At 62.5% G+C, this 20,146-nt stretch carries 24 protein-coding genes and 2 riboswitches; of the genes, 11 read left to right on the forward strand and 13 right to left on the reverse strand.

The window, feature by feature from the left end:
• Positions 1-21 precede the first annotated feature (21 nt).
• Positions 22-639 (reverse strand): cation efflux transmembrane domain-containing protein, encoded by a 618-nt coding sequence (locus tag ACQKIK_RS07620; RefSeq protein WP_046163190.1) that lies wholly within the window; start codon positions 637-639, stop codon positions 22-24.
• Between the two features lie 96 nt (positions 640-735).
• Here ACQKIK_RS07620 and cadR point away from each other — a divergent pair, with 96 nt between their 5' ends.
• From cadR to ACQKIK_RS07650, 6 genes are all read left to right on the forward strand, one after another.
• Positions 736-1,164: a Cd(II)/Pb(II)-responsive transcriptional regulator gene (gene cadR, locus ACQKIK_RS07625; protein WP_499135465.1), complete on the forward strand. Its 429-nt coding sequence runs from the start codon at positions 736-738 to the stop codon at positions 1,162-1,164.
• Positions 1,165-1,343: 179 nt separating this feature from the next.
• Positions 1,344-2,129, forward strand: a complete 786-nt coding sequence (locus tag ACQKIK_RS07630; RefSeq protein ID WP_499135467.1) for a sulfite exporter TauE/SafE family protein — start codon at positions 1,344-1,346, stop codon at positions 2,127-2,129.
• Positions 2,130-2,211: 82 nt separating this feature from the next.
• The gene (locus tag ACQKIK_RS07635; protein ID WP_045424316.1) at positions 2,212-2,454 is read left to right on the forward strand and encodes an exodeoxyribonuclease VII small subunit; all 243 of its coding nucleotides are present in this window, start codon (positions 2,212-2,214) and stop codon (positions 2,452-2,454) included.
• Complete coding sequence (locus ACQKIK_RS07640; RefSeq protein WP_499135468.1) at positions 2,451-3,338, forward strand: polyprenyl synthetase family protein; 888 nt, start codon at positions 2,451-2,453, stop codon at positions 3,336-3,338. The genes ACQKIK_RS07635 and ACQKIK_RS07640 overlap by 4 nt, the downstream gene beginning before the upstream one ends.
• 129 nt (positions 3,339-3,467) lie before the next feature.
• Complete coding sequence (dxs, locus tag ACQKIK_RS07645; protein ID WP_499135470.1) at positions 3,468-5,369, forward strand: 1-deoxy-D-xylulose-5-phosphate synthase; 1,902 nt, start codon at positions 3,468-3,470, stop codon at positions 5,367-5,369.
• 259 nt (positions 5,370-5,628) lie between these two features.
• Positions 5,629-5,841: riboswitch (cobalamin riboswitch) on the forward strand.
• Positions 5,842-5,940: 99 nt separating this feature from the next.
• Positions 5,941-7,785: a TonB-dependent receptor domain-containing protein gene (locus tag ACQKIK_RS07650; RefSeq protein WP_499135472.1), complete on the forward strand. Its 1,845-nt coding sequence runs from the start codon at positions 5,941-5,943 to the stop codon at positions 7,783-7,785.
• Here ACQKIK_RS07650 and ACQKIK_RS07655 read toward each other — a convergent pair.
• The 10 genes from ACQKIK_RS07655 to ACQKIK_RS07700 all read right to left on the reverse strand — a co-directional run bounded on the left by ACQKIK_RS07655 (position 7,782) and on the right by ACQKIK_RS07700 (position 14,774).
• Positions 7,782-8,594: a cobalamin-binding protein gene (locus ACQKIK_RS07655; RefSeq protein ID WP_463287602.1), complete on the reverse strand. Its 813-nt coding sequence runs from the start codon at positions 8,592-8,594 to the stop codon at positions 7,782-7,784. The two genes, ACQKIK_RS07650 and ACQKIK_RS07655, sit on opposite strands and share 4 nt — an antisense overlap.
• Positions 8,591-9,010, reverse strand: coding sequence for a hypothetical protein (locus tag ACQKIK_RS07660; RefSeq protein ID WP_499135475.1), 420 nt, complete (start codon positions 9,008-9,010; stop codon positions 8,591-8,593). The genes ACQKIK_RS07655 and ACQKIK_RS07660 overlap by 4 nt, the downstream gene beginning before the upstream one ends.
• Positions 9,007-9,624, reverse strand: coding sequence for a GTP cyclohydrolase II (gene ribA, locus ACQKIK_RS07665; protein ID WP_046163198.1), 618 nt, complete (start codon positions 9,622-9,624; stop codon positions 9,007-9,009). Before ribA ends, ACQKIK_RS07660 begins: the two co-directional genes overlap by 4 nt.
• Positions 9,625-9,743: 119 nt before the next feature.
• Positions 9,744-10,391 carry a retropepsin-like aspartic protease family protein gene (locus tag ACQKIK_RS07670; RefSeq protein ID WP_046163227.1) on the reverse strand — a complete coding sequence of 216 codons (648 nt, stop codon included), beginning with the start codon at positions 10,389-10,391 and terminating at the stop codon, positions 9,744-9,746.
• Between the two features lie 95 nt (positions 10,392-10,486).
• Positions 10,487-10,987 carry a phosphatidylglycerophosphatase A family protein gene (locus ACQKIK_RS07675; RefSeq protein ID WP_499135477.1) on the reverse strand — a complete coding sequence of 167 codons (501 nt, stop codon included), beginning with the start codon at positions 10,985-10,987 and terminating at the stop codon, positions 10,487-10,489.
• A gap of 36 nt (positions 10,988-11,023) precedes the next feature.
• Positions 11,024-11,983: a thiamine-phosphate kinase gene (gene thiL, locus ACQKIK_RS07680; RefSeq protein ID WP_499135479.1), complete on the reverse strand. Its 960-nt coding sequence runs from the start codon at positions 11,981-11,983 to the stop codon at positions 11,024-11,026.
• A 14-nt stretch (positions 11,984-11,997) separates the two neighbouring features.
• Positions 11,998-12,483, reverse strand: a complete 486-nt coding sequence (gene nusB / locus ACQKIK_RS07685) for a transcription antitermination factor NusB (RefSeq protein ID WP_499135480.1) — start codon at positions 12,481-12,483, stop codon at positions 11,998-12,000.
• Positions 12,480-12,956: a 6,7-dimethyl-8-ribityllumazine synthase gene (gene ribH / locus ACQKIK_RS07690; protein ID WP_019340068.1), complete on the reverse strand. Its 477-nt coding sequence runs from the start codon at positions 12,954-12,956 to the stop codon at positions 12,480-12,482. Before ribH ends, nusB begins: the two co-directional genes overlap by 4 nt.
• A gap of 64 nt (positions 12,957-13,020) precedes the next feature.
• Positions 13,021-14,100: a bifunctional 3,4-dihydroxy-2-butanone-4-phosphate synthase/GTP cyclohydrolase II gene (gene ribBA, locus ACQKIK_RS07695; protein ID WP_499135482.1), complete on the reverse strand. Its 1,080-nt coding sequence runs from the start codon at positions 14,098-14,100 to the stop codon at positions 13,021-13,023.
• 11 nt (positions 14,101-14,111) lie between these two features.
• On the reverse strand, positions 14,112-14,774 hold the full coding sequence (locus ACQKIK_RS07700; RefSeq protein ID WP_128121932.1) for a riboflavin synthase: 663 nt from the start codon (positions 14,772-14,774) through the stop codon (positions 14,112-14,114).
• 119 nt (positions 14,775-14,893) lie between these two features.
• Positions 14,894-15,054, reverse strand: a riboswitch (FMN riboswitch).
• Between the two features lie 353 nt (positions 15,055-15,407).
• On the opposite strand from ACQKIK_RS07700, the gene ACQKIK_RS07705 reads away from it, so the two are divergent.
• Positions 15,408-16,157, forward strand: a complete 750-nt coding sequence (locus ACQKIK_RS07705; protein WP_499135484.1) for a hypothetical protein — start codon at positions 15,408-15,410, stop codon at positions 16,155-16,157.
• Positions 16,158-16,263: 106 nt separating this feature from the next.
• Complete coding sequence (locus tag ACQKIK_RS07710; protein ID WP_499135486.1) at positions 16,264-16,761, forward strand: GNAT family N-acetyltransferase; 498 nt, start codon at positions 16,264-16,266, stop codon at positions 16,759-16,761.
• Between the two features lie 15 nt (positions 16,762-16,776).
• Here ACQKIK_RS07710 and ribD read toward each other — a convergent pair whose 3' ends face one another.
• Entirely contained in the window at positions 16,777-17,886 is a 1,110-nt protein-coding gene (gene ribD / locus ACQKIK_RS07715; protein ID WP_499135488.1) for a bifunctional diaminohydroxyphosphoribosylaminopyrimidine deaminase/5-amino-6-(5-phosphoribosylamino)uracil reductase RibD, read from the reverse strand.
• Positions 17,883-18,350: a transcriptional regulator NrdR gene (gene nrdR, locus ACQKIK_RS07720; RefSeq protein WP_045424280.1), complete on the reverse strand. Its 468-nt coding sequence runs from the start codon at positions 18,348-18,350 to the stop codon at positions 17,883-17,885. The genes ribD and nrdR overlap by 4 nt, the downstream gene beginning before the upstream one ends.
• A 114-nt stretch (positions 18,351-18,464) precedes the next feature.
• Between nrdR and ACQKIK_RS07725 the strand changes: the two genes are divergently transcribed.
• Genes ACQKIK_RS07725 through thpR form a run of 3 tightly spaced genes read left to right on the forward strand, consistent with a single transcriptional unit; the run spans position 18,465 to position 20,126 of the window.
• A complete protein-coding gene (locus ACQKIK_RS07725) occupies positions 18,465-18,893 on the forward strand; it encodes a YbaY family lipoprotein (RefSeq protein ID WP_371263612.1) in 429 nt (142 codons plus the stop codon).
• Complete coding sequence (locus tag ACQKIK_RS07730) at positions 18,890-19,567, forward strand: class I SAM-dependent methyltransferase (protein ID WP_499135490.1); 678 nt, start codon at positions 18,890-18,892, stop codon at positions 19,565-19,567. Before ACQKIK_RS07725 ends, ACQKIK_RS07730 begins: the two co-directional genes overlap by 4 nt.
• A 28-nt stretch (positions 19,568-19,595) precedes the next feature.
• Positions 19,596-20,126 (forward strand): RNA 2',3'-cyclic phosphodiesterase, encoded by a 531-nt coding sequence (thpR, locus tag ACQKIK_RS07735; RefSeq protein ID WP_499135492.1) that lies wholly within the window; start codon positions 19,596-19,598, stop codon positions 20,124-20,126.
• Positions 20,127-20,146: the final 20 nt, after the last annotated feature.

The raw sequence follows: 20,146 nt of genomic DNA on the forward strand, positions 1-20,146 counted from the left end.
AGCGCACTGCTCAAACGGCCGTTAACGATGCGAGGCCAGCTCCTGACGGGCCTGACGGACGACCGAGAAGCCAGCTGACAAGGCAAGCCCCGCCATGACCAATGCAACGACAAGGTCCGGCCAGGCAGCGCCGGTACCAAAGACCCCTGCCGCGGCGATCATCACAGCGACGTTGCCAATCGCGTCGTTGCGGCTGCACAGCCAGACCGAGCGCATGTTCGAATCTCCTTCGCGGAAGGCGTAAAGCATCAGCGCGACGACGACGTTGGCAATCAGCGCCAGCGTGCCGATCACGCCCATGGTCAGCGGTTCGGGAACGACATCGGCGTATACCGACCACCCCGCACGGCCCAGCACGAACACGCCGAACGCCAGCATCGTCAGGCCTTTGACCATGGCAGCACGAGAGCGCCAGACCAGCCCCATCGACAGCACCACCAGGGTGATGCCGTAGTTGGCAGCGTCGCCGGCGAAATCAATGGCATCGGCCAGCAGCGAAACCGAGCCGGAACGCAGCCCGCTGATGATCTCCACGACAAACATGATCAGGTTGATCGCCAGCGCGACCCAAAGGGCCTTGCGAAAACTCGGGTTGACCGCTGGGGTTGAACAACCGGAATCACAGCATCTCGACGACATGGAATGCCTCCTGAACTATATTTGGAGCCATTGCACACCCTGGAGCAACTCCAGGGTCAAGATCCTTTTTGTCAAATCAGTCCATCACCAGGGGCCATGATGCGCATAGGCGAGCTGAGCACAGCGGCAAACGTCGATGTCGAAACCATTCGCTATTACGAAAAGATCGGCTTGATGCCCGCCCCGGAGCGCGGTTCCAACGGCTACCGATCCTATTCCTCCAGGCAGCTGGCGCAACTGACGTTCATCCGCCACTGCCGCGCACTGGATATCGGGCTGGCTGATATTCGCCGGCTGCTTGAATTCTCCAATCACCCGGACGCCAGCTGCGGCGACATCAACCACCTGATCGACGAGCAGCTCGAACGCGTCCGTACGCGACTGGAAAACCTCCATGCCCTGGAGCGTCAGTTACAGGAACTACGCAGCTGCTGCACCGGCAATCGCGCCATGCATGGCTGCGGCATCCTCAACGAGCTGACCAGCTCGCCAGCGGCTATCAAGGCCGGCACCACGCAGCCGTAGCAGTCGGTTCTAGGCGACCTGACAATCGCCGGTCAGCACTTGGCGTCGCGCCCGGCTCCGCTAACGCGTGGCTTGTCGGCATGTGGCTGACGCTAACCGCTGGCGACTGATATTGCAGGTGCTTGGCGCAACGCAGCGGCAGCGATAATCTTCGTCTCTTTTTGCCTCGAGCCTTTCCGATGCCCTTGTTCGATATGCTGCTATTGATCGCTGCCGGCTTTGCCGCGGGAGGCATGAATGCGCTCGCAGGCGGCGGTACCTTCTTTTCGTTTCCAGCATTGCTTGCCACAGGCTTGCCGCCAGTGACCGCCAACGCGACCAACGCGGTTGCGCTCTGGCCCGCCAGCCTCGCCGGCGCCTGGGCCGCACGCTCGGCGTTACGCCCTCTTGGCCGCTACCTGATCCCCCTGCTACTGGCAGGCTTGATTGGTGGTTTGCTCGGCGGCCTTTTGCTGCTGGCCAGCGGCGATGACGTCTTCAGCCTGCTGATTCCCTGGCTGCTGTTGCTCGCCACCGCGCTGTTCGCCGCCAGTCCCTGGTTGAGCCGCTGGCTCGCGGCGCGCCGCAAGGACAATAATGCGGTGCCGCCTCATGCCCCGACATCGCTGGCCGCTCACGCGCTGGTCTCGATCTACGGCGGCTATTTCGGGGCCGGCATGGGCATCCTGCAGCTGGCGGCGTTTTCCATCGAAGGCCATCAGCTGGTCCGCGCCAATGCGCTGAAAAACCTGATCTCGGCCGTGATCTACAGCGTCGCCACAGCGACCTTCGTCATCGCCGGACGGGTGAGCGGCCACGAGCTGGCGATCCTGCTGGTGGGCACCACGTTTGGCGGCTACGCTGGCGGCGCGCTGAGTAAGAAACTGCCCGCGACCTGGTTGCGTCTGTTCGTGATTCTGGTGGGCAGCAGCATGACCCTTTACTATTTCCAGGCCATGTACTGGCCGTCACCGGCAGGCCTCTAGCCCGCTCGGCTTATGGCGTATGCCGGCCAGCTCTGCTAGTGTCGCGCCCGTTTCAGAGCAGCCGCAGAGAATAGGTTCCGCCATGGCCCGCAAGAAAGTCGCCCTCGATTTCGAACAATCCCTCGCCGAGTTGCAGCAGCTGGTCGAGCGTCTGGAAAGCGGCGAGCTGTCGCTGGAAGACTCGCTGACCTGCTTTGAGCAGGGCATCGGTCTGACCCGTGACTGCCAGGCAGCGCTCAGTCAAGCCGAACAGAAAGTGCAGATCCTTCTGGAGCGTGACGGCAAGTTGCAGGAAGCGCCATTCGAGGCGGATTCCGAAGCATGATCGGCGACTACCAGAAACGCTGCCAGCAACGCGTCGACAACTGCCTCGACACGCTCTTCTCCCCACCGCGCCCGCAACTCGACCGTCTTTACCAGGCCATGCGCTACAGCGTGATGAACGGAGGCAAGCGCGTCCGTCCCCTGCTGGTCTACGCCGCCTGCGAAGCGCTCGAAGGTGACGTTGCCCTGGCCGATGGCGCAGCCTGTGCCGTCGAACTGATTCATGCCTATTCGCTGGTGCACGATGATCTGCCAGCCATGGACGACGATGACCTGCGCCGTGGCCAACCCACCACCCACAAGGCCTTCGACGAAGCCTGCGCGATTCTCGCCGGTGACGGCCTGCAGAGCCTCGCGTTTGAAGCCCTGGCGTGCGGCCCGCTCAACCCATCCGACCCATCCCTGCGCCTGGACATGCTGGCCAGCCTGGCACGTGCCGCGGGCCCGGCCGGCATGGTCGGCGGCCAGGCGATCGATCTGGGATCGGTGGGACTGAAGCTCGGCCGCAACGCTCTGGAGTTGATGCACCGGCACAAGACCGGCGCGCTGATCGAAGTCAGCGTACGTCTCGGCGCCCTCGCCAGTGGCCGTGCCGATGAGCAGAAACTGGCGGCATTGCAGCAGTACGCTCAAGCGGTGGGCCTGGCGTTCCAGGTACAAGACGACATCCTCGATGTGGAAAGCGACACCGCTACGCTGGGCAAACACCAGGGTGCCGATATCGCGCGTGACAAGCCCACCTACCCGTCACTGCTCGGCATGGACAGCGCCAAGGCCTATGCGCTGGAGCTGCGTGACCTGGCGCTCGACGCCGTCGCCCCGTTCGGGCCCAGCGCCGAGCCGCTGCGCCAGCTGGCCTGCTTCATCGTGGAACGCCGCAGTTGATCGGCGAACCGCCACTGCTCGGCGCTGCGTCTGTTCGGCATAACGGCGACCGTTGATGCTTGAGACGTTCTTATCGTTGTAACCATCGGGTAAACTGCGGCTCTTTTTTCAGCCAAAATGATTCGCCCGATGCCCAAGACGTTTCATGAGATTCCTCGGGTCCGCCCTGCGACGCCCGTTCTAGATCGCGCGGCCACGCCCGAGCAGCTGCGCCGGCTAGGCGAAGCGGAACTCGAAGAACTCGCCAACGAACTGCGTCAGGACCTCCTCTACAGCGTAGGCCGGACCGGCGGGCACTTCGGTGCTGGCCTTGGCGTGATCGAGCTGACCATTGCCCTGCATTACGTCTATGACACCCCGAAAGACCGCCTGGTCTGGGATGTCGGTCATCAGGCCTATCCGCACAAAATTCTCACCGGACGCCGCGAGCGCATGGAAAGCCTGCGCCAGAAGGACGGCCTCGCCGCTTTCCCACGCCGTAGCGAGAGCGAGTACGACACCTTTGGCGTCGGCCACTCCAGCACCTCGATCAGCGCCGCACTGGGCATGGCCATCGCCGCCCGCATGCAGGGCAAGAAGCGCAAGTCCATCGCGGTCATCGGCGACGGCGCGCTCACGGCCGGGATGGCCTTCGAGGCGCTGAACCATGCGCCGGAAGTCGGTGCGGACATGCTCGTGGTGCTCAACGACAACGACATGTCGATCTCGCGCAACGTCGGCGGACTGTCCAACTACCTGGCCAAGATCCTCTCCAGCCGCACCTATTCGAGCATGCGCGAAGGCAGCAAAAAGGTCCTCTCGCGTCTTCCCGGCGCCTGGGAAATCGCCCGCCGCACCGAGGAGTACGCCAAGGGCATGCTGGTCCCGGGCACGCTGTTCGAAGAACTCGGCTGGAACTACATCGGCCCGATCGACGGCCATGATCTGCCGACGCTGATCGGCACCCTGCGCAACATGCGCGACCTCTCCGGCCCGCAGTTTCTGCATGTGGTCACCAAAAAGGGCAAAGGCTTCGCTCCGGCGGAAGTCGACCCGATCACCTGGCACGCGATCAGCAAGCTCGACCCCATCGGCGGCCCGGTCAAGCCGAAGAAACCCAGCGGCCCGAAGTATTCCAACGTGTTCGGCCAATGGCTCTGCGATATGGCTGCGACAGACCCGCGCCTGATGGGCATTACCCCTGCCATGAAGGAAGGCTCGGATCTGGTCGATTTCAGCGAGCGTTATCCGGACCGCTATTTCGACGTCGCGATTGCCGAGCAGCATGCGGTTACGCTGGCTGCGGGCATGGCCTGCGAGGGTGCCAAGCCGGTCGTGGCAATCTATTCGACCTTCCTCCAACGCGCCTACGATCAGCTGATCCATGACGTCGCGGTGCAGAACCTCGACGTGCTCTTCGCGATCGACCGCGCCGGATTGGTCGGCGAAGACGGCCCGACCCATGCGGGCAGCTTCGACCTGGCCTATTTGCGCTGCATCCCCGGCATGCTGGTAATGACACCGAGCGACGAGAACGAGATGCGCCGGATGCTCACCACTGGCTACCACTTCGAAGGTCCCGCCGCGGTGCGTTATCCACGCGGCACCGGCCCGAACGCAATGATCGAACCGGGCCTCGAACCGCTGGAAATCGGCAGGGGCGTGGTACGTCGCGAGGGTAAGCAGGTCGCGCTGCTTGTGTTTGGCGTGCAACTGCCGGACGCCATGCAGGTTGCCGAAACCCTGAACGCAACAGTCGTCGACATGCGTTTCGTCAAACCCCTGGATGAGGCATTGGTGCGCCAGATAGCCGACAGCCACGAGCTGTTGGTGACCATCGAGGAGAACAGCATCATGGGCGGTGCCGGCAGTGCGGTCGGAGAATTCCTCGCCGCGCAAAACCTGAGCACACCGCTCCTCCAGCTGGGCCTGCCCGACTACTACGTCGAACATGCCAAACCCAGCGAGATGATCAGGGAGTGCGGACTGGACGCCGCCGGTATTGAGGCGGCAGTCAAAGCGCGACTGGGAAGGCTGCACACTCAGCCGTAGGATCCAGCGCCGCCACGGGCAACAGCGAGGCGGCCTGGGTATATGGGAGTCGAATTTCCATACCTCGATCTTCGCTGGGTCCGGGGATGGATGAAACATCATCCACGCAACGCTGCCGTAGCTGGGCCGGGCGGATCTATCCCTCCCGGACCAAGAGCTTCCTAAGCCCCCAACCGATCAGCTCTGTTTATCGCAGCCTTGCACTGAGGCGCGTCGCTCATTCGCTTGTCTTTCCCCAGCCCAGGCCGTAAGGTTCGCGCGATTTCCTATCCGCCCAGGTGTGCACGACCGCCAGGTCCGCATTAAACGGGAAGCCGGTGCGCTCGAAGAGCAAGGCCGGCGCTGCCCCCGCAACGGTAATCGACCGTGATCCAATGATCACCGCCCGCTCAACCGCCACTGTGCCCAGCACGGGAAGGCGAGCGCGGTGCGCGTCGAAAGCCCGGAGACCGGCCTGGCGGATTCGACTGGTGTTGCGGAGGGCAGCACCGTCAAGCGTGCGTCCCGCCTACTGCATGCTTGTTCCTGCCCTTCTCAAAAGTCTGCGATCGATCTTTTGAGGAATTCCAAGATGAAACTGTCCCAACTTGCGCTCGCCGTGGCGCTGCTGCCTGGCGTGCCGGTGTTTGCTGCCGTGCAGGAGCTGCCAAGCATGCTCATTACCTCTGCCCGCCAGGCCGAACCCCGCGCCCAGGCCACAGCCGCCAATACTGTCTTCACCCGCGCCGATATCGAGCGACTACAGGCACGCAGCGTGCCCGAGCTGCTGCGCCGCGTACCCGGCGTGCAGGTAAGCAGCGCGGGTGGCTTGCCGTCGCTGTCACTGCGCGGCACCGGTACCGCACAAACGCTTGTACTGGTCGACGGCCAGCGCATCGCTTCTGCCACCAGCGGCTTCGCCCGCCTCGACTACCTGGCCATCGAGAACATCGACCGTGTCGAAGTGATCCGGGGGCCACGCTCGTCGCTTTACGGTGCAGATGCCATTGGGGGGGTCATCCAGATCTTCACCCGTAGCGGTGAGCCGGGTCTGAACCCCGAAGTTCGCTTGGCCGCGGGCAGCAATAACACCTATCAGCGCAGCCTGAATCTGTCTGGCGGTACTCTGCAGACCCGCGTCAACCTCGGTGCCAGTCTGGACGAGCGGGAAGGCTTCGATATCACCCGGGACAATCGCGGAGCCGATCGGGACAACGATGGTCAGCGCAACAAGGCGCTGCACCTGAAGCTGGATCACCAGTTCGATGCAGACTGGAACGCCGGCCTGAGCTTCAACGATCAGCGCGGCAAGAACGAGTACGACGATGCGTACGAGTTCGCGCCGGGCACACCACAGGACGAGTTTCGCGTCAGCAGCTACAGCGGCTATCTGGACGGTCAGCTGACGGACATCTGGAACAGTCGCTTGGATCTGGGTCGCAGCTTCGATCGCAATCACGCAGTCGGTGCCGGCAGCGCTTGGAACAACACCCTGTTGGAAACCACGCGTTATTCGGCGGCCTGGATCAATCGACTGCAACTGAGCGAACGCCAGCAACTGAGCGTCGGCGCCGACTGGTATGAAGACCAACTTGATTCTGCGACTACCTTTCAAGAGGACAGCCGCGACAACCTGGCTTTCTTCGCCCAGCACAGTTTCCAGGGCGAACGCTTCGGTACGGAGCTTGGCCTGCGTCACGACGACAATCAGCAGTTCGGTAGCCACAATAGCTGGAACGTGGCGTTCAGCCTGCCAACGGGCGAGTCGCGGCGCTGGACTCTGAGCTACGGCGAAGGATTCCGCGCTCCGACATTCTCCGATCTTTACGGACCGCCGTTATGGGGGCCAAATCCGGACCTCAAACCGGAGACCTCGAAGACCTATGAATTGCAATGGCGCGCGGATATGGACGAGACCCAGCTGGAAGCCGCCCTTTATCGCACCGATGTCGAAGACATGATTGCCTGGGGTGGAACCCGGACGGAAAACGTCAGCCAGGCGCGGATCAACGGTTTCGAAGCCAGTGCGGCCCGTGAACTGTTGGGTTGGCAGGCGAGTGTCGGTATCAGCGTCATCGACCCGCGCGACCGGGACAGCGGTCATATCCTGGCGCGCCGGGCAAAGCGTACGCTGAGCATCGACCTTGATCGCACCTTCGATACGCTTTCGGCTGGCGCCGGCTGGCACGTTTCCAGCGCCCGCTACGACAATCTCGCGAATACCCGCGAGCTGTCCGGCTATGGCGTTCTTGATCTGCGCGCTGGCTGGCAAAGCCATCCGGAGCTGCGTTGGGAGGCTAAGGTCAACAACCTGTTTGATCGAGAATACGCACTGGCCACTTATGATCGTCCCACCGAAACAAGCTGGGAGAATCTTGACTATCGTGAAACCGGCCGCACGCTGCTGTTCGCCGTGACCTGGACGCCGACGCTCTAAGGCTGCGCGGGTACCGCCTGCACCATCACCTCGCAGAGCTTCCTGATCGCACCGAGCATCTGGAAGCTCGGTCGCTCGAGCCCCTTGTCGGGCACTTCCCACAGCTGTCCCTTACGCACCGCTTCCAACTGCGGCCAGGCATTCCATTCGGACAGCTGAGCACCGCTGCCAGCCAGGATAACGTCCGGGTTACGCGATAGCACGGACTCGACGCTGACCTGGGGCGCCGGCAGTTGCAGATCGGCGAATACGTTACGACCACCGCATACCTCGATGGCCTCACTGACGATCTGGCGTCCACCGAGCGTGTACAGGGGACGATTCCAAACCTGATAAAACACCGATAACGGCTGCTCTCGGTGGTATCGACGCCGAAGCTGCTCTAGGCCTAAGGAAAACTGACGTTGAAGTTCGCGCCCCTGCTCGCCTCGGCCGATGCGCTGACCAACCCGTGCAAACTGCTCGGCCAGTTGTTCCAAGGATACAGGCTGTACGACGAGGACCGGGATGCCGAACTGCGTGAGCTGGTCGCGCTGCGCACGGCTGATGCTGTCCGGCCAGAGCAATACCAGCGTTGGCTGAAGGGCCAGCAGGCTTTCCATTTCCAGCTGACCCATTCGGCCCACTGAAGGTATCGCCTCCAGCGATGCAGGACGCTCACCGCCGTCAAGCACGCCGACGAGCAGCGTCTTGGCATCCAGTTCCAGCATGATTTCGCTGAGCGAAGGGGCTAGGCTGACGACTCGCTCGGTTGCGCCCAGCCAGGGCGATGCTGACAATGCCAGCAACAGAGCCAGCACTCTGGTCATTGCAGTTGACGCGGCAGGCGGTAGAGCACCAGCAGCGCCAGGCTGCCACAGACCAGCAGCAACTGGGCAACCGGTTCAAGTCCGAGTGGCACGCCTATCGCCCCCAGCCACGCCGGCAACGCGGCGGTTCGCAAAGCCCGCAGCCGGACGCTGCGCAGTCTCGACCAGGCCGATGCCTCAGCATCCGTGCCGAGATCCTTTTCAGTGGCGATCAAGGCGTGCTTATAGGCGCTGAAACGGGGCAAATTGAGAAACAACAGGACAAGACCGCCAATGAACAGCGGCAACGCCAAATGCTCGCCGAAGCGGCCTGCGACCTGTGGAAACTGGCGGACAACGAGCACAGGCACAACGATGAGTAGCAGATAGAACCAGCCGTCGAGCGACAGCTGGCGGCGGGCGGCAGCGCGGTTCACGACTGCTCGGCTTCGCCCTGATGGATCTCGCCGAGCATGTGGCCAAGTTTTCCGGCCTTGGTGGCGAGGTATTTTTCGTTGTGCGGGTTGTGTGCGATTTCCAAAGGCATGCGCTGGGCCACGCGTATACCGAAGCCTTGCAGGGCCTTTACCTTGCGCGGGTTGTTGGTCATCAGCTTGATTTCGGCGATGCCCAGGTGTTCGAGCATGGGGAGGCAGATCGCGTAGTCACGCATGTCCGGCGCAAAGCCGAGGCGCTCATTGGCTTCCACCGTGTCAGCGCCAGCATCCTGAAGCTCGTAGGCGCGGATCTTGTTCAACAGACCAATGCCACGACCTTCCTGGCGTAGATACAGCAGCGCCCCACGGCCCTCTTCGGAGATCGCGCGCAGCGCAGCTTCGAGCTGAAAGCCACAATCGCAGCGCAGGCTGAACAGGGCATCACCGGTGAGGCACTCGGAATGCAGGCGGCCCAGAACAGGCTTGCCGTCCGCGACATCGCCCAGAGTCAGTACGACATGTTCCTTGCCAGTGTCCTGATCGAGAAAACCATGCATGGTGAACACACCGAACGGCGTCGGCAGTTTGGAAGCGGCGACGAACACGACTGACACCGGAGAGACTCCAGAAAGCGGAAAAGCGGATATTGTAACAGCAGTGCTGCAGCAAGCTGTATCGGAAGATCGGCAGCCAACGAAGCGATACCGCCAAGATTGCGTAGCGATGGCCAGGTCTAGATTTTGGATTCGAGCTTTAGTACGCCCTGATCCTCACGCCAGCTGACTCGACTGAGAAAGCTCATGCCAAGCAGGGCGTCCGTCGGTGAGCCGCCTTCCACCACGACGGCCTCGACCCCGAGCACGTCGATCGCGCCGACCTTTACACTGTTGAGGTTGACCCGCCAGGCCTTGGCCGTACCGCTTGCTGTGCCGACGACGATCTGCCGGCCATCAACCCGGTAGTCGATCCCCAGGCGCCGCGCCTGAATCTCATTGATCGCTACCGACGTGGCGCCGGTGTCGACGAGAAACTGCACGGGTTGACCATTGATCGAACCGGCGATCCAGTAGTGACCGCCTTGCCCCTGAGCGATGCTCAGCTGCCGGCGATCAGGCTCGGCAAACCCTGAGCTCAATTCGCGAGAGAGACCATAGCTGCGCTCGACGCCCTCCACCCGCAGAACCGCGCTTTTCGAATCAGCGCTTATTACCTCTACACCGCCCGGCCCTACCTGACCGACCCGTACGAGCTTGCGCTGGCCGTCGACGTTCAACACAGCAGCGCCAGGAAACAGGCCGACCACCTGCACACGAGGTGCAGCTGTGACAGCCAGCGAGAGGAGCGACAGCGTGGAGACAAGCAGCAAAGAAACGAGGCGCATCAGTGGCGGCCTTTTGAAACAGGACAGGTCGCATTGTTTCACGAGCCCTTCCGGCATTGCAGCGATCCGACGCACAGCCCAAGCCTCCGAGACAGTCAGCCTAACAAGCGCACCGCTATGTGCATCACACCGCAAGCGGCGAATCCGGCGAGGATGTCATCAAGCATGATCCCCAGCCCACCATGGACCTGCCGATCTACCCAGCTGATCGGCCACGGTTTGAGGATATCCAGCAGACGGAACACGACGAACCCGAGCAGCAGCCAGTACCAGCCCGCAGGCACCAGCCAGAAGGTAATCCAGATGCCGGCAAACTCGTCCCAGACGATGCCTTCATGGTCGTGCACGCCCAGATCCTGGGCGACCTTGCCGCACAGCCAGATACCGAACAGCATGCTCGCGACGATGAGCGCGCCGTATCCCCAGCCCGGCAGCATCTGCCACAGCGGTACGAAGGCCAGCGCTACCAGAGAGCCCCAGGTGCCTGGCGCTTTCGGCAAGGTGCCGGAGCCGAAACCAAAGGCCAGGTTGTGCCATGGATTGCTCCACACCGAATGCGGGATCGGTTCGGCGGCAGGCTGCAGAGAATCGGTCAAACGGTTGTCCTCATTGTTAGTTCGAGCGTCGGCGGCTCAGCTGGTGAAGTGGTTGTAGCCTCGATGGCCGATGCCCACAGACCTCCCATCAGCGTCAACCAACCGAACGCCCTCTCCCACCTCCACATGGCCAATGACGTGAACTGGCCATCCTTCGGACTGCATGGTCGGTAACGCATCTACCGGCAAGGTAAACGCCAGGAGATAGTCGTCTCCTCCCCCCAAGGCGCATTGCAGGGCCTGCTCAGTCCCGGCGAAACGCACCAGCGAGTCCGACAGCGGCACCCGGGCTTGCTTGATTACCAGCGAAACAGAAGACGCAGTGGCTATATGGTTGCAGTCGGCCAACAAGCCATCGGAGATATCCAACGCCGCGGTTGCTTTGCCACGCAGCGCCTGGCCGAGCGCGAGCTGGGGTTGCGGCGACCAGTAACGCCTTAGCAGTGCTGCCGCATCGACGGTTTCCGCCTCCCGCTCGCCAAGCACGATCGGTAAAGCCCCGGCTGCATCGCCGAGGGCTCCGCCGACACAGAGCAGATCACCGGGTTGCGCACCGCTGCGCAACAACGCCTCGCCTGCCGGCACGCGCCCAAATACCGTCAGCGTCATGCTCAGCGGGCCGCGCGTGGTGTCGCCGCCGATCAAACGCATGTCGCAGCCAGCCGCCATCGCGTCAAGGCCACGGGCAAATTCGGCCAGCCAGTTGGAATCGACGGAAGGAAGCGTCAGCGCCAGCGTAAACCCGATGGGCGTGGCGCCCATGCCAGCGAGATCGCTGGTGGAAACGGCCAACGCGCGCTGACCGAGTGAGTATGGATCGCACGGATCGGGGAAGTGCACCCCTGCCGTCAGCGAGTCGGTAGAGATTGCCAACTGTTCGCCGGGCGGAACAGCGAGCAACGCACAGTCATCGCCAATCCCTAAAACGACATCGCCGCCAGCCCTGGCACAAGCGGCGGCGGCGAAGTAGTGGCGGATCAGCTCGAACTCACCCATCAGGCAGATCAGGTTCAGCGCTTGTAAGCGCCGACCTCGGCACTGCGAAGGACCGGCGCCAGCTTGTCCAGCACACCATTGACGAACTTGTGCCCGTCAGTGGCGCCGAACACCTTGGCCAGCTCGATGCCTTCGTTGATCACCACCCGGTAGGGTACGTCGATACGATGCATCAGTTCGTAGGTAGACAAGCGAAGAACAGCCAGTTCAACGGGGTCCAGCTCTTCAAGCGGACGATCGAGATGCGGCACGATGGCGCCGTCGACTTTAGTCTTGGCACGCGCCACGCCGGTCAGCAGCTCATGGAAGTAGTTGCCATCCACGCCTGAGAAATCATTGTCGACGCGAAACTGCGCCTCGATTTCATTCAGGCTCTGACCTGCCATGTGCCACTGATACAGGGCCTGCATCGCCAGGCTGCGCGCGACACGGCGCGTGGCGATCTTGCCCTTGGCCTTGGGCTGCGGGGTGTCCTGACTGTCGTCGTGATTAAGGCTCACTTGGCCTCCAGCTGCGCCAGCAGACTCACCATTTCAAGCGCGGACAGTGCAGCTTCGGCGCCCTTGTTGCCGGCCTTGGTGCCGGAGCGCTCGATGGCCTGCTCGATGGAATCAACAGTCAGAACGCCGAACGCAACCGGCACACCGAACTCCATGGAAACCTGCGACAGGCCCTTGGTGCATTCGCCAGCCACGTATTCGAAATGCGGGGTACCACCACGGATGACCGCGCCGAGGGCGATGATCGCGTCGTACTCGCCCTGCTGGGCAACTTTCTGTGCGACCAGCGGAATCTCGAAGGCACCCGGCGCACGGATGATGGTAATGGCGTCTTCGGCGATGCCGTGGCGCACCAGCGCGTCGACGGCGCCGCTCACCAGGCTCTCGACAACGAAGCTGTTGAAGCGGCCAACAACCAGGGCGAACTTGCCCTGCGGGGCGATGAAGGTACCTTCGATGGTCTTCAGTGTCATAGGTGGTTTCTCATCTCTTTAAAGAACGAAGGCGCCGCGTTGCATCGCGGCGCCCTGACATCATTTATTCGGCAGGCAGGTATTCTACAACTTCCAGGTCGAAGCCGGATATCGCGTTGAACTTCATTGGCGAACTCATCAGGCGCATCTTGCGCACGCCAAGGTCGCGAAGAATCTGCGAACCAGCACCGACGGTGCTGTAGGTGGCCGGGCTTGGCGACTGCTGGCGATTGAGCTGCGCCAGCAACTGCGTGCCGGTCAGCGGATTGCCCAGCAGCAGCACTACGCCACTACCGGCCTTTGCCACTTCGTTCATTGCCGCGCGCAGGCTCCAACGCCCCGGCACGGTGACCAGCAGCAGATCGCGCAGTGGCTCCATGTTGTGCACGCGAACCAGCGTGGCCTCTTCCGGGGAAATCTCACCGCGGGTCAGCGCCATGTGCACCGTGTCTTCCACGTCGTCACGGTAGGTGACCAGGGTGAACTGCCCCAGCTCGGTATCCAGCGGCTGCTCGGAGACGCGCTCGACGGTGCGCTCATGGATCATCCGGTAGTGGATCAGATCGGCGATGGTGCCGATCTTCAAACCGTGCTGCTCGGCGAAGACTTCGAGCTCCGGACGACGTGCCATGGTGCCGTCGTCGTTCATGATTTCGCAGATGACGCCGCTGGCCTCAAATCCAGCCATGCGCGCCAGATCGCAGGCCGCCTCGGTGTGACCAGCGCGCGCCAGAACGCCGCCTGGCTGCGCCATCAGCGGGAAGATGTGCCCAGGGCTGACAATGTCTTCGGCTTTCGCACCGCGGGCTACGGCAGCCTGCACCGTCCGCGCACGGTCGGCGGCGGAAATGCCGGTGGTCACACCTTCGGCAGCTTCGATGGAGACGGTGAACTTGGTGCCAAAGCCGGAGCCATTACGCGGCGCCATCAGCGGCAGCTGCAGGGTTTCGCAGCGCTCGCGGGTCATTGGCATGCAAATCAGGCCACGGGCGAAACGGGCCATGAAGTTGATGTGCTCGGCGGTCACGCATTCGGAGGCGACGATGATGTCGCCCTCATTCTCACGGTCCTCGTCATCCATGAGGATGACCATCTTGCCGGCGCGGATGTCTTCGATCAGTTCTTCAGCAGTGTTCAGAGCCATGTGGCCAATCCTTACTTGTTCAGATAGCCGTGTTCGGCCAGGAAGCTTTCGGTCAGGCCCGAGGCATTCGGTTCAGCGGCCTTGTCGCCCATCAGCAGGCGCTCCAGATAGCGAGCCAAGAGGTCCACTTCCAGATTCACCTTCCGCCCGGGGCGGTAGTCGACCATGATGGTCTCGGCCAGGGTGTGCGGGACGATAGTCAGCTCGAACTCCGCACCGTTGACGGCATTGACCGTCAGGCTGGTGCCATCCACCGTGATCGAACCCTTGAGCGCGATGTATTTGGCCAACTCACGCGGCGCGCGGATGCGGAACTGAACGGCGCGAGCGTTTTCCTCACGCGCCACCACCTCGCCCACGCCATCGACGTGCCCGCTGACCAGATGCCCGCCGAGACGGCTGGTCGGCATCAGCGCCTTCTCCAGATTCACGCGGCTACCAGGCTTGAGATCGACGAACGCGGTGCGTGCCAGCGTCTCGCGGCTGACATCGGCCCAGAAGCCGTTGCCCGGCAGCTCGACCGCGGTCAGGCAAACGCCGTTAACCGCGATGCTGTCGCCCAGCTTGACGTCCGCCAGATCCAGCTTGCCGGTCTCGACCAGCACGCGAACGTCGCCACCCTTCGGCGTCATGGCACCAATGGTCCCGATGGATTCGATTATTCCTGTGAACATACGGCCTCCCGTGGAAGGCTGTTGAAACGATGCATATGACGAACTCCTGTTTTGGATAAAACAGGGCGCTGCAGATCGATAGGGAGTGGACGCGCGCACGAAAGGCGCCCGTCGAGGCATCCCGCTCTCTCTCATCCGGACTATACCGTCGGCCCCGGAATCACACCGGGTCTGCTGACCTTGTCGGAGACAAGCGCTCGCGGGCTAAACGATGGTCAGCATGGCCAACCGCATCGTTATTACCGCCGGTGGGGAATCTCACCCCGCCCTGAGAACGTGGGCCGCTAAGGCCCGGCGCAGTTTTTACCACAGTTGCGCCGGTTCTGCAGCCGACAAACGACCGTTTGACCTCAAGCCCAGCCCGTAAAAATTACTGACAAATAAGCGCAACTACCGCTGCGCTTGTTTGTCCATACGCATCGCAGCGGGCGATCGTAGATGCCGCCAGCCGCACCCGATGCAACGCAAGACGATCAGGAAGGAACGTCACTCCCGCATTCTTCGTACCGACACGCCGAGCCAGGATCCGCTCGCACTATGCCGATCCTCCGCGCAGATCAGGACACGATCAGGACGAACGCTCCGAACCTTCACATGTGCCACGAGGGATTGGGTATGTCAGAGGTTACGGCTATGGAACCGTCGGCAGCGGCATACGCTGCCGAGATCGACCGCAAGGGCTACACGGTCATTGAGCACTACATTTCGCCCGAGCAACTTGAACTGGGCCGCGCCTTCATCAACCAGCAAGCGGCCAGCCATGGCCACGAATATTTCGCCATTCATGGCATCGAGGCGTTGGGCGGCAGCCTGATCGCAGGGCTGGCGCTATCGCAGCCGTTCAAGGAGACACTGACAGAACTCTATCGACTCCAGACGGGCCGGGAGCCGGCCGCAACGGAGCAGATCTTTCCCGTCATTCGCTGTCTCCAGGGGCGCAGCGGGCTCAAGCAATCGCACTTCTATCACTTCGACGCCACGGCGGTCACCGCACTACTGCCGTTGTATATCCCGACGGAAGGCGAGCACTGCGGCGATCTGATCATCTTTCCCAGTGTGCGGCGCATCCGCTTCAACGCCCTGCGCAACGTCATCGAAAAGGCCGTGCTGCATAATACCGCCAGCCAGAAGCTGGTCGCTTTTGCGGTGCGACGCGGCTGGCTCAAACCGATTCGCCTGAAGCTGGAGCCGGGCAATCTCTACCTGTTCTCGGGTTACCGAAGCCTGCACGCGAATGATGAATGCGATCCCGCGTTGCTGCGCGCCACGGCGCTGTTTCACTTCGGCAATCCGCATCATGAAAGCCTGGTCGCACGGCACCTGCTGGGCACCAACAAGCGAAAAGCCAAGCTCGATCACAACGGGCTGAAGCCGGTGAACTAACCGCCCGACAAGCTTGATCTCAGCGACCAGGTTCACCTGCCGCACAGCAATCGCGAGCCCATCGCGTATGCTGTACCGCCCAGGGTTTGCCAACGAGATTTCAACATTGACTGATCAAACGGTGACGTATTTCCTCGAAATGACCGCGCCATCGCAGCTACGGGCCAAACCCGTACCGACGGACTTGCTGGTCAGCGAATGCGAGATCAAGCAGTTCCGGTTCAATCAGTTTCTCTACCGTCTGATCGGCGGCCCCTGGCAATGGACCGAGCGACTCGATCAGTCCGACGAAGCCTGGCAGCGGGAAATTGAAAGTCCCGGTCTTCGCACTTGGGTGGCCTACCACCGCGGCGCCATCGCTGGCTATTACGAGCTGCGCCGTAGCGCTGAGGACGTCGAGATACTCTATTTCGGGCTGGAAAGCGGCTTCTTCGGCCGAGGATTTGGAGGCGGCTTACTGAGCCATGCGATCACAAGTGCATGGGAATGGCCCGGGACGCGACGCGTCTGGGTGCACACTTGTACCCTCGATCATCCAAGCGCGCTGCAGAACTACCAGGCTCGCGGATTCACGTTATATGACCAGCAAGTTGGCATCGAATAACGGCCGGATCGTGCGTTAGTTCGCCGGTACGGCGATGACTTTCCAGTCCTCGCCAACGGCCCGGATATCCTTTATCTGCAGCTCGCGTGCTTCGCTCATGCGCTCTAGAGGCAGGTCAATCAGCGGTCGGGCCGACGACCCCAGGAACTTGGCCGCGACGAACAGCTGGTACTCGTCGATCAAACCCAGCGCTGCAAAGGCGCCAGCCAGCCGCGGACCCGCTTCGAGCAGCACCTCGTTGGCGCCACGGTCTGCGAGCTCGCGCAGCAAACCCTGCAGGTCCACACGCCCCGCATCGCCTATCAACGTCAGAAAGTCGTGCCCCGCGGCCTGATAAACCGCGGCCTGATCAGCACGGGTATTTGCCACTAGCGCAGGGCCTGCCTGGAAGAACGGTGCGCCCAGCGGTACGCGCAGTTGCCCATCCACCAGCACCCGTAACGGTGGATGCTGCATGGCCAGCGAGGTCATTTCAGCATCGAGCCCTAGCTCTGACTCACGCACGGTCAGCCTGGCGTTATCCATGAGTACCGTATCGGCGCCAGTCAACACCACGCTCGATTGCGCACGCAGCCGCTGGACCTCGGCTCGGGCAGCGGGGCCGGTGATCCACTGGCTTTCGCCGCTGGCCATGGCGGTACGGCCATCCAGACTCATGGCGAGTTTCGCTCGTAGATAAGGCAGGCCGGTTTCCATGCGCTTGATGAAACCGACATTCAGCGCGCGGGCATCCGCCTCCAGCACCCCGCTCGCCACTTCGATGCCGGCGCTGCGCAAGCGCTCGAGACCACGCCCAGCGACCTGCGGATTCGGATCCTGCATGGCCGCGACGACACGACCAACGCCGGCGTTGACCAAGGCTTCGGCACAAGGCGGCGTCCGGCCATGGTGGCTGCAGGGCTCAAGGGTGACGTAGGCAGTGGCACCGCGGGCGCGGGCGCCGGCCTGTCGAAGGGCATGAACTTCAGCATGCGGTTCGCCAGCACGCACATGCCAGCCCTCGCCGATGAGCTCGCCATCCTTGACGATGACGCAGCCGACCCGTGGATTGGGATGCGTGGAGTACAGCCCTTTACGTGCCAGCTGCAGCGCCAGGGCCATCCAGGCGTGATCGTGGGTGCTCATTCGGTTTTTGCAGGCTCGCGTGACAGGCGCTCAATTTCCTCGCGGAACTCGTTGAGATCCTGAAAACGGCGATAAACCGAAGCGAAGCGGATATAGGCGACTTCGTCGAGCTTCTGCAGCTCGACCATCACTAGCTCGCCCAACACGCGTGATTTGATCTCGCGCTCGCCGGTGGCGCGCAGGCGATGCTTGATGTGGGCGATGGCTTCTTCGAGGCGCTCGACGCTGACCGGCCGCTTCTCCAGCGCGCGTTGCATGCCGGCGCGCAATTTCTCTTCATCGAATGGCTGGCGGCTGCCGTCCTGCTTGATCAGCCGCGGCATGACCAGTTCGGCGGTTTCAAACGTGGTGAAACGCTCACCGCAGGCGAGGCACTCACGGCGACGGCGCACCTGATCACCCTCGGCCACGAGGCGCGAGTCGATGACTTTGGTGTCATGTGCACCACAGAAGGGACAATGCATGGGCTAGAGCTGTCAGACGTCGGGAGAGCCATGGTAGCGCATCCCGCCGGCAAGACAAATCGAGCGGATTGTTGCTATACAGGCGCGCATCAACATCATGTTATGGAGCCGTCCGTGCAGTTACGCCCCTTTGTTCTGCCTGCTTTGCTGCTGGTTCTGGTTGGGTGTTCGAGTGAGCAATCCCAGCGTCCTACTGCGGCGGTTACCTTCGAGGAACCGCCCCAGGCCACCACCCTGATGCACGAACTGCACGGCAGCCTGATCGGCGTCCCCGCCGACAGCGAAGTCGAGCTGGCACTGCTGGAGGTCAACCGCCGTGACCAGCCAGACCGCCTGCTGAGCAATGTGAAGCTGCAGGGTCGCGGAACCGAGCTGCCCTTCATCCTCAAGTTCAATGCCGAGAAATTCCCCCAGGGTCGAGACGTGGAACTGCGTGGACGAGTGACCCGTTCGGGGCAGTTGATCATGCGTCTGCCAGCCGTGCAGGTGAGCAGCCCGGCCAATCAGTCCTTGGGCCCGCTGCATCTGGTACCAGCACCTTGACCCCGCCCGCTGCGCTGCAACAAGCCCTGGCTGAGCTGCTCGGCGACGCTTCGCTGAGTATCGAGTCGCTGCCCGGCACCGATATCCGTCTATGGCTGATCGATGCGGCCAATATGGACCGGGCGTTCAGCCCGGAGGAAACCCGGCGGATCCTCGACGAGCCGCCCTATTGGTGCTTCTGCTGGGCCAGCGGCCTGGTCCTGGCGCGCTGGCTGGCCGAACGGCCGGAATGGGTGCGCGGCAAGCGTGTGCTGGATTTCGGCTCGGGCTCGGGTGTCGCCGCCATTGCCGCAGCGAAGGCCGGCGCGGCCGAGGTTGTCGCCTGCGACCTGGATCCGTTAGCCCTTGCCGCGTGCCGCGCCAACGCCGAACTCAACGGCGTGCAGCTCAACTATTCGGAAGACTTTTTCAGCGAGGCTGACCGCTACGACCTGATCATCGTTGCCGACGTGCTCTACGATCGGGCCAACCTGCCCTTGCTGGATCAGTTTCTCAGTCGCGGCCAAGTCGCGCTGGTGGCCGATTCCCGCGTGCGGGATTTCCAGCACCCGCTGTATCAGCGCCTGGACATCCTTGACGCCTGTACCTGGCCCGACCTGGCCGAACCTGCGGAATTTCGCCGGGTCAGCCTCTACCACGCCCGTCGCGAAGCCGTGCCCGTCGCAATGTGCTGACAAGCAGCGCCTGCCGTCAGGAGGAAACATGCCGACCGAAAAACCATTACGCCTGTTCTTCGCCCTGGCCTGCCCTTTCGACCTCGCTGAGGCCGTCTGCAACTGGCGTGACAGCCAAGAGGTAGGGGGTCGGCCCGTCGCCCAGGCCAACCTGCACCTGACCCTGGCTTTTCTCGGCAACCAGCCCGCGGCCTCCGTCGAGGGCTTGAAGCAGCTTGCGGCAAAGGTGCGCATCGATGCCTTTGCGCTGCGGCTCGATCAGTTGCGGACGATCGGCAAGGATTTCGCCTGCCTGATGCCCAGCCAGAGCCCATCGCCGTTGAACCAACTGGTCGAACAGCTGCACGCGGGGCTGTCCACACACGGCGTTATGCTCGATGCACGGCCGTTTCTGCCGCACGTCACGCTTTCACGCCAGGTTCACGCCTTGCCTGATATCCAGCCACCAGCATTCCATTGGCCGGTGCGCCACTTCGGTCTCTATTGCTCAGAACACACCTCATCGGGTGTTCATTACAGCGAACTGGCGAGCTGGCCGTTGGCTGCCCCCGGTCGCTGAGCGGGTATCAGCGCCGCCCT

The sequence above is a fragment of the Pseudomonas sp. NPDC047961 genome, assembly GCF_050272435.1.
GTDB lineage: Bacteria > Pseudomonadota > Gammaproteobacteria > Pseudomonadales > Pseudomonadaceae > Stutzerimonas.

Bases quoted from the DNA above. Each gene is read 5' to 3' on its own strand.
- ACQKIK_RS07700 (WP_128121932.1), bottom strand. From the start codon at position 14,774: ATGTTCACAGGAATAATCGAATCCATCGGGACCATTGGTGCCATGACG.
- ACQKIK_RS07670 (WP_046163227.1), bottom strand. From the start codon at position 10,391: ATGCGCCTCGTTTCTTTGCTGCTTGTCTCCACGCTGTCGCTCCTCTCG.
- ACQKIK_RS07650 (WP_499135472.1), top strand. From the start codon at position 5,941: ATGAAACTGTCCCAACTTGCGCTCGCCGTGGCGCTGCTGCCTGGCGTG.
- ACQKIK_RS07705 (WP_499135484.1), top strand. From the start codon at position 15,408: ATGGAACCGTCGGCAGCGGCATACGCTGCCGAGATCGACCGCAAGGGC.
- thiL (WP_499135479.1), bottom strand. From the start codon at position 11,983: ATGGGTGAGTTCGAGCTGATCCGCCACTACTTCGCCGCCGCCGCTTGT.
- thpR (WP_499135492.1), top strand. From the start codon at position 19,596: ATGCCGACCGAAAAACCATTACGCCTGTTCTTCGCCCTGGCCTGCCCT.
- ribH (WP_019340068.1), bottom strand. From the start codon at position 12,956: ATGACACTGAAGACCATCGAAGGTACCTTCATCGCCCCGCAGGGCAAG.
- cadR (WP_499135465.1), top strand. From the start codon at position 736: ATGATGCGCATAGGCGAGCTGAGCACAGCGGCAAACGTCGATGTCGAA.
- ACQKIK_RS07630 (WP_499135467.1), top strand. From the start codon at position 1,344: ATGCCCTTGTTCGATATGCTGCTATTGATCGCTGCCGGCTTTGCCGCG.
- ACQKIK_RS07620 (WP_046163190.1), bottom strand. From the start codon at position 639: ATGTCGTCGAGATGCTGTGATTCCGGTTGTTCAACCCCAGCGGTCAAC.
- ACQKIK_RS07640 (WP_499135468.1), top strand. From the start codon at position 2,451: ATGATCGGCGACTACCAGAAACGCTGCCAGCAACGCGTCGACAACTGC.
- nrdR (WP_045424280.1), bottom strand. From the start codon at position 18,350: ATGCATTGTCCCTTCTGTGGTGCACATGACACCAAAGTCATCGACTCG.
- dxs (WP_499135470.1), top strand. From the start codon at position 3,468: ATGCCCAAGACGTTTCATGAGATTCCTCGGGTCCGCCCTGCGACGCCC.
- ACQKIK_RS07635 (WP_045424316.1), top strand. From the start codon at position 2,212: ATGGCCCGCAAGAAAGTCGCCCTCGATTTCGAACAATCCCTCGCCGAG.
- ribD (WP_499135488.1), bottom strand. From the start codon at position 17,886: ATGAGCACCCACGATCACGCCTGGATGGCCCTGGCGCTGCAGCTGGCA.
- ribBA (WP_499135482.1), bottom strand. From the start codon at position 14,100: ATGGCTCTGAACACTGCTGAAGAACTGATCGAAGACATCCGCGCCGGC.
- ACQKIK_RS07655 (WP_463287602.1), bottom strand. From the start codon at position 8,594: ATGACCAGAGTGCTGGCTCTGTTGCTGGCATTGTCAGCATCGCCCTGG.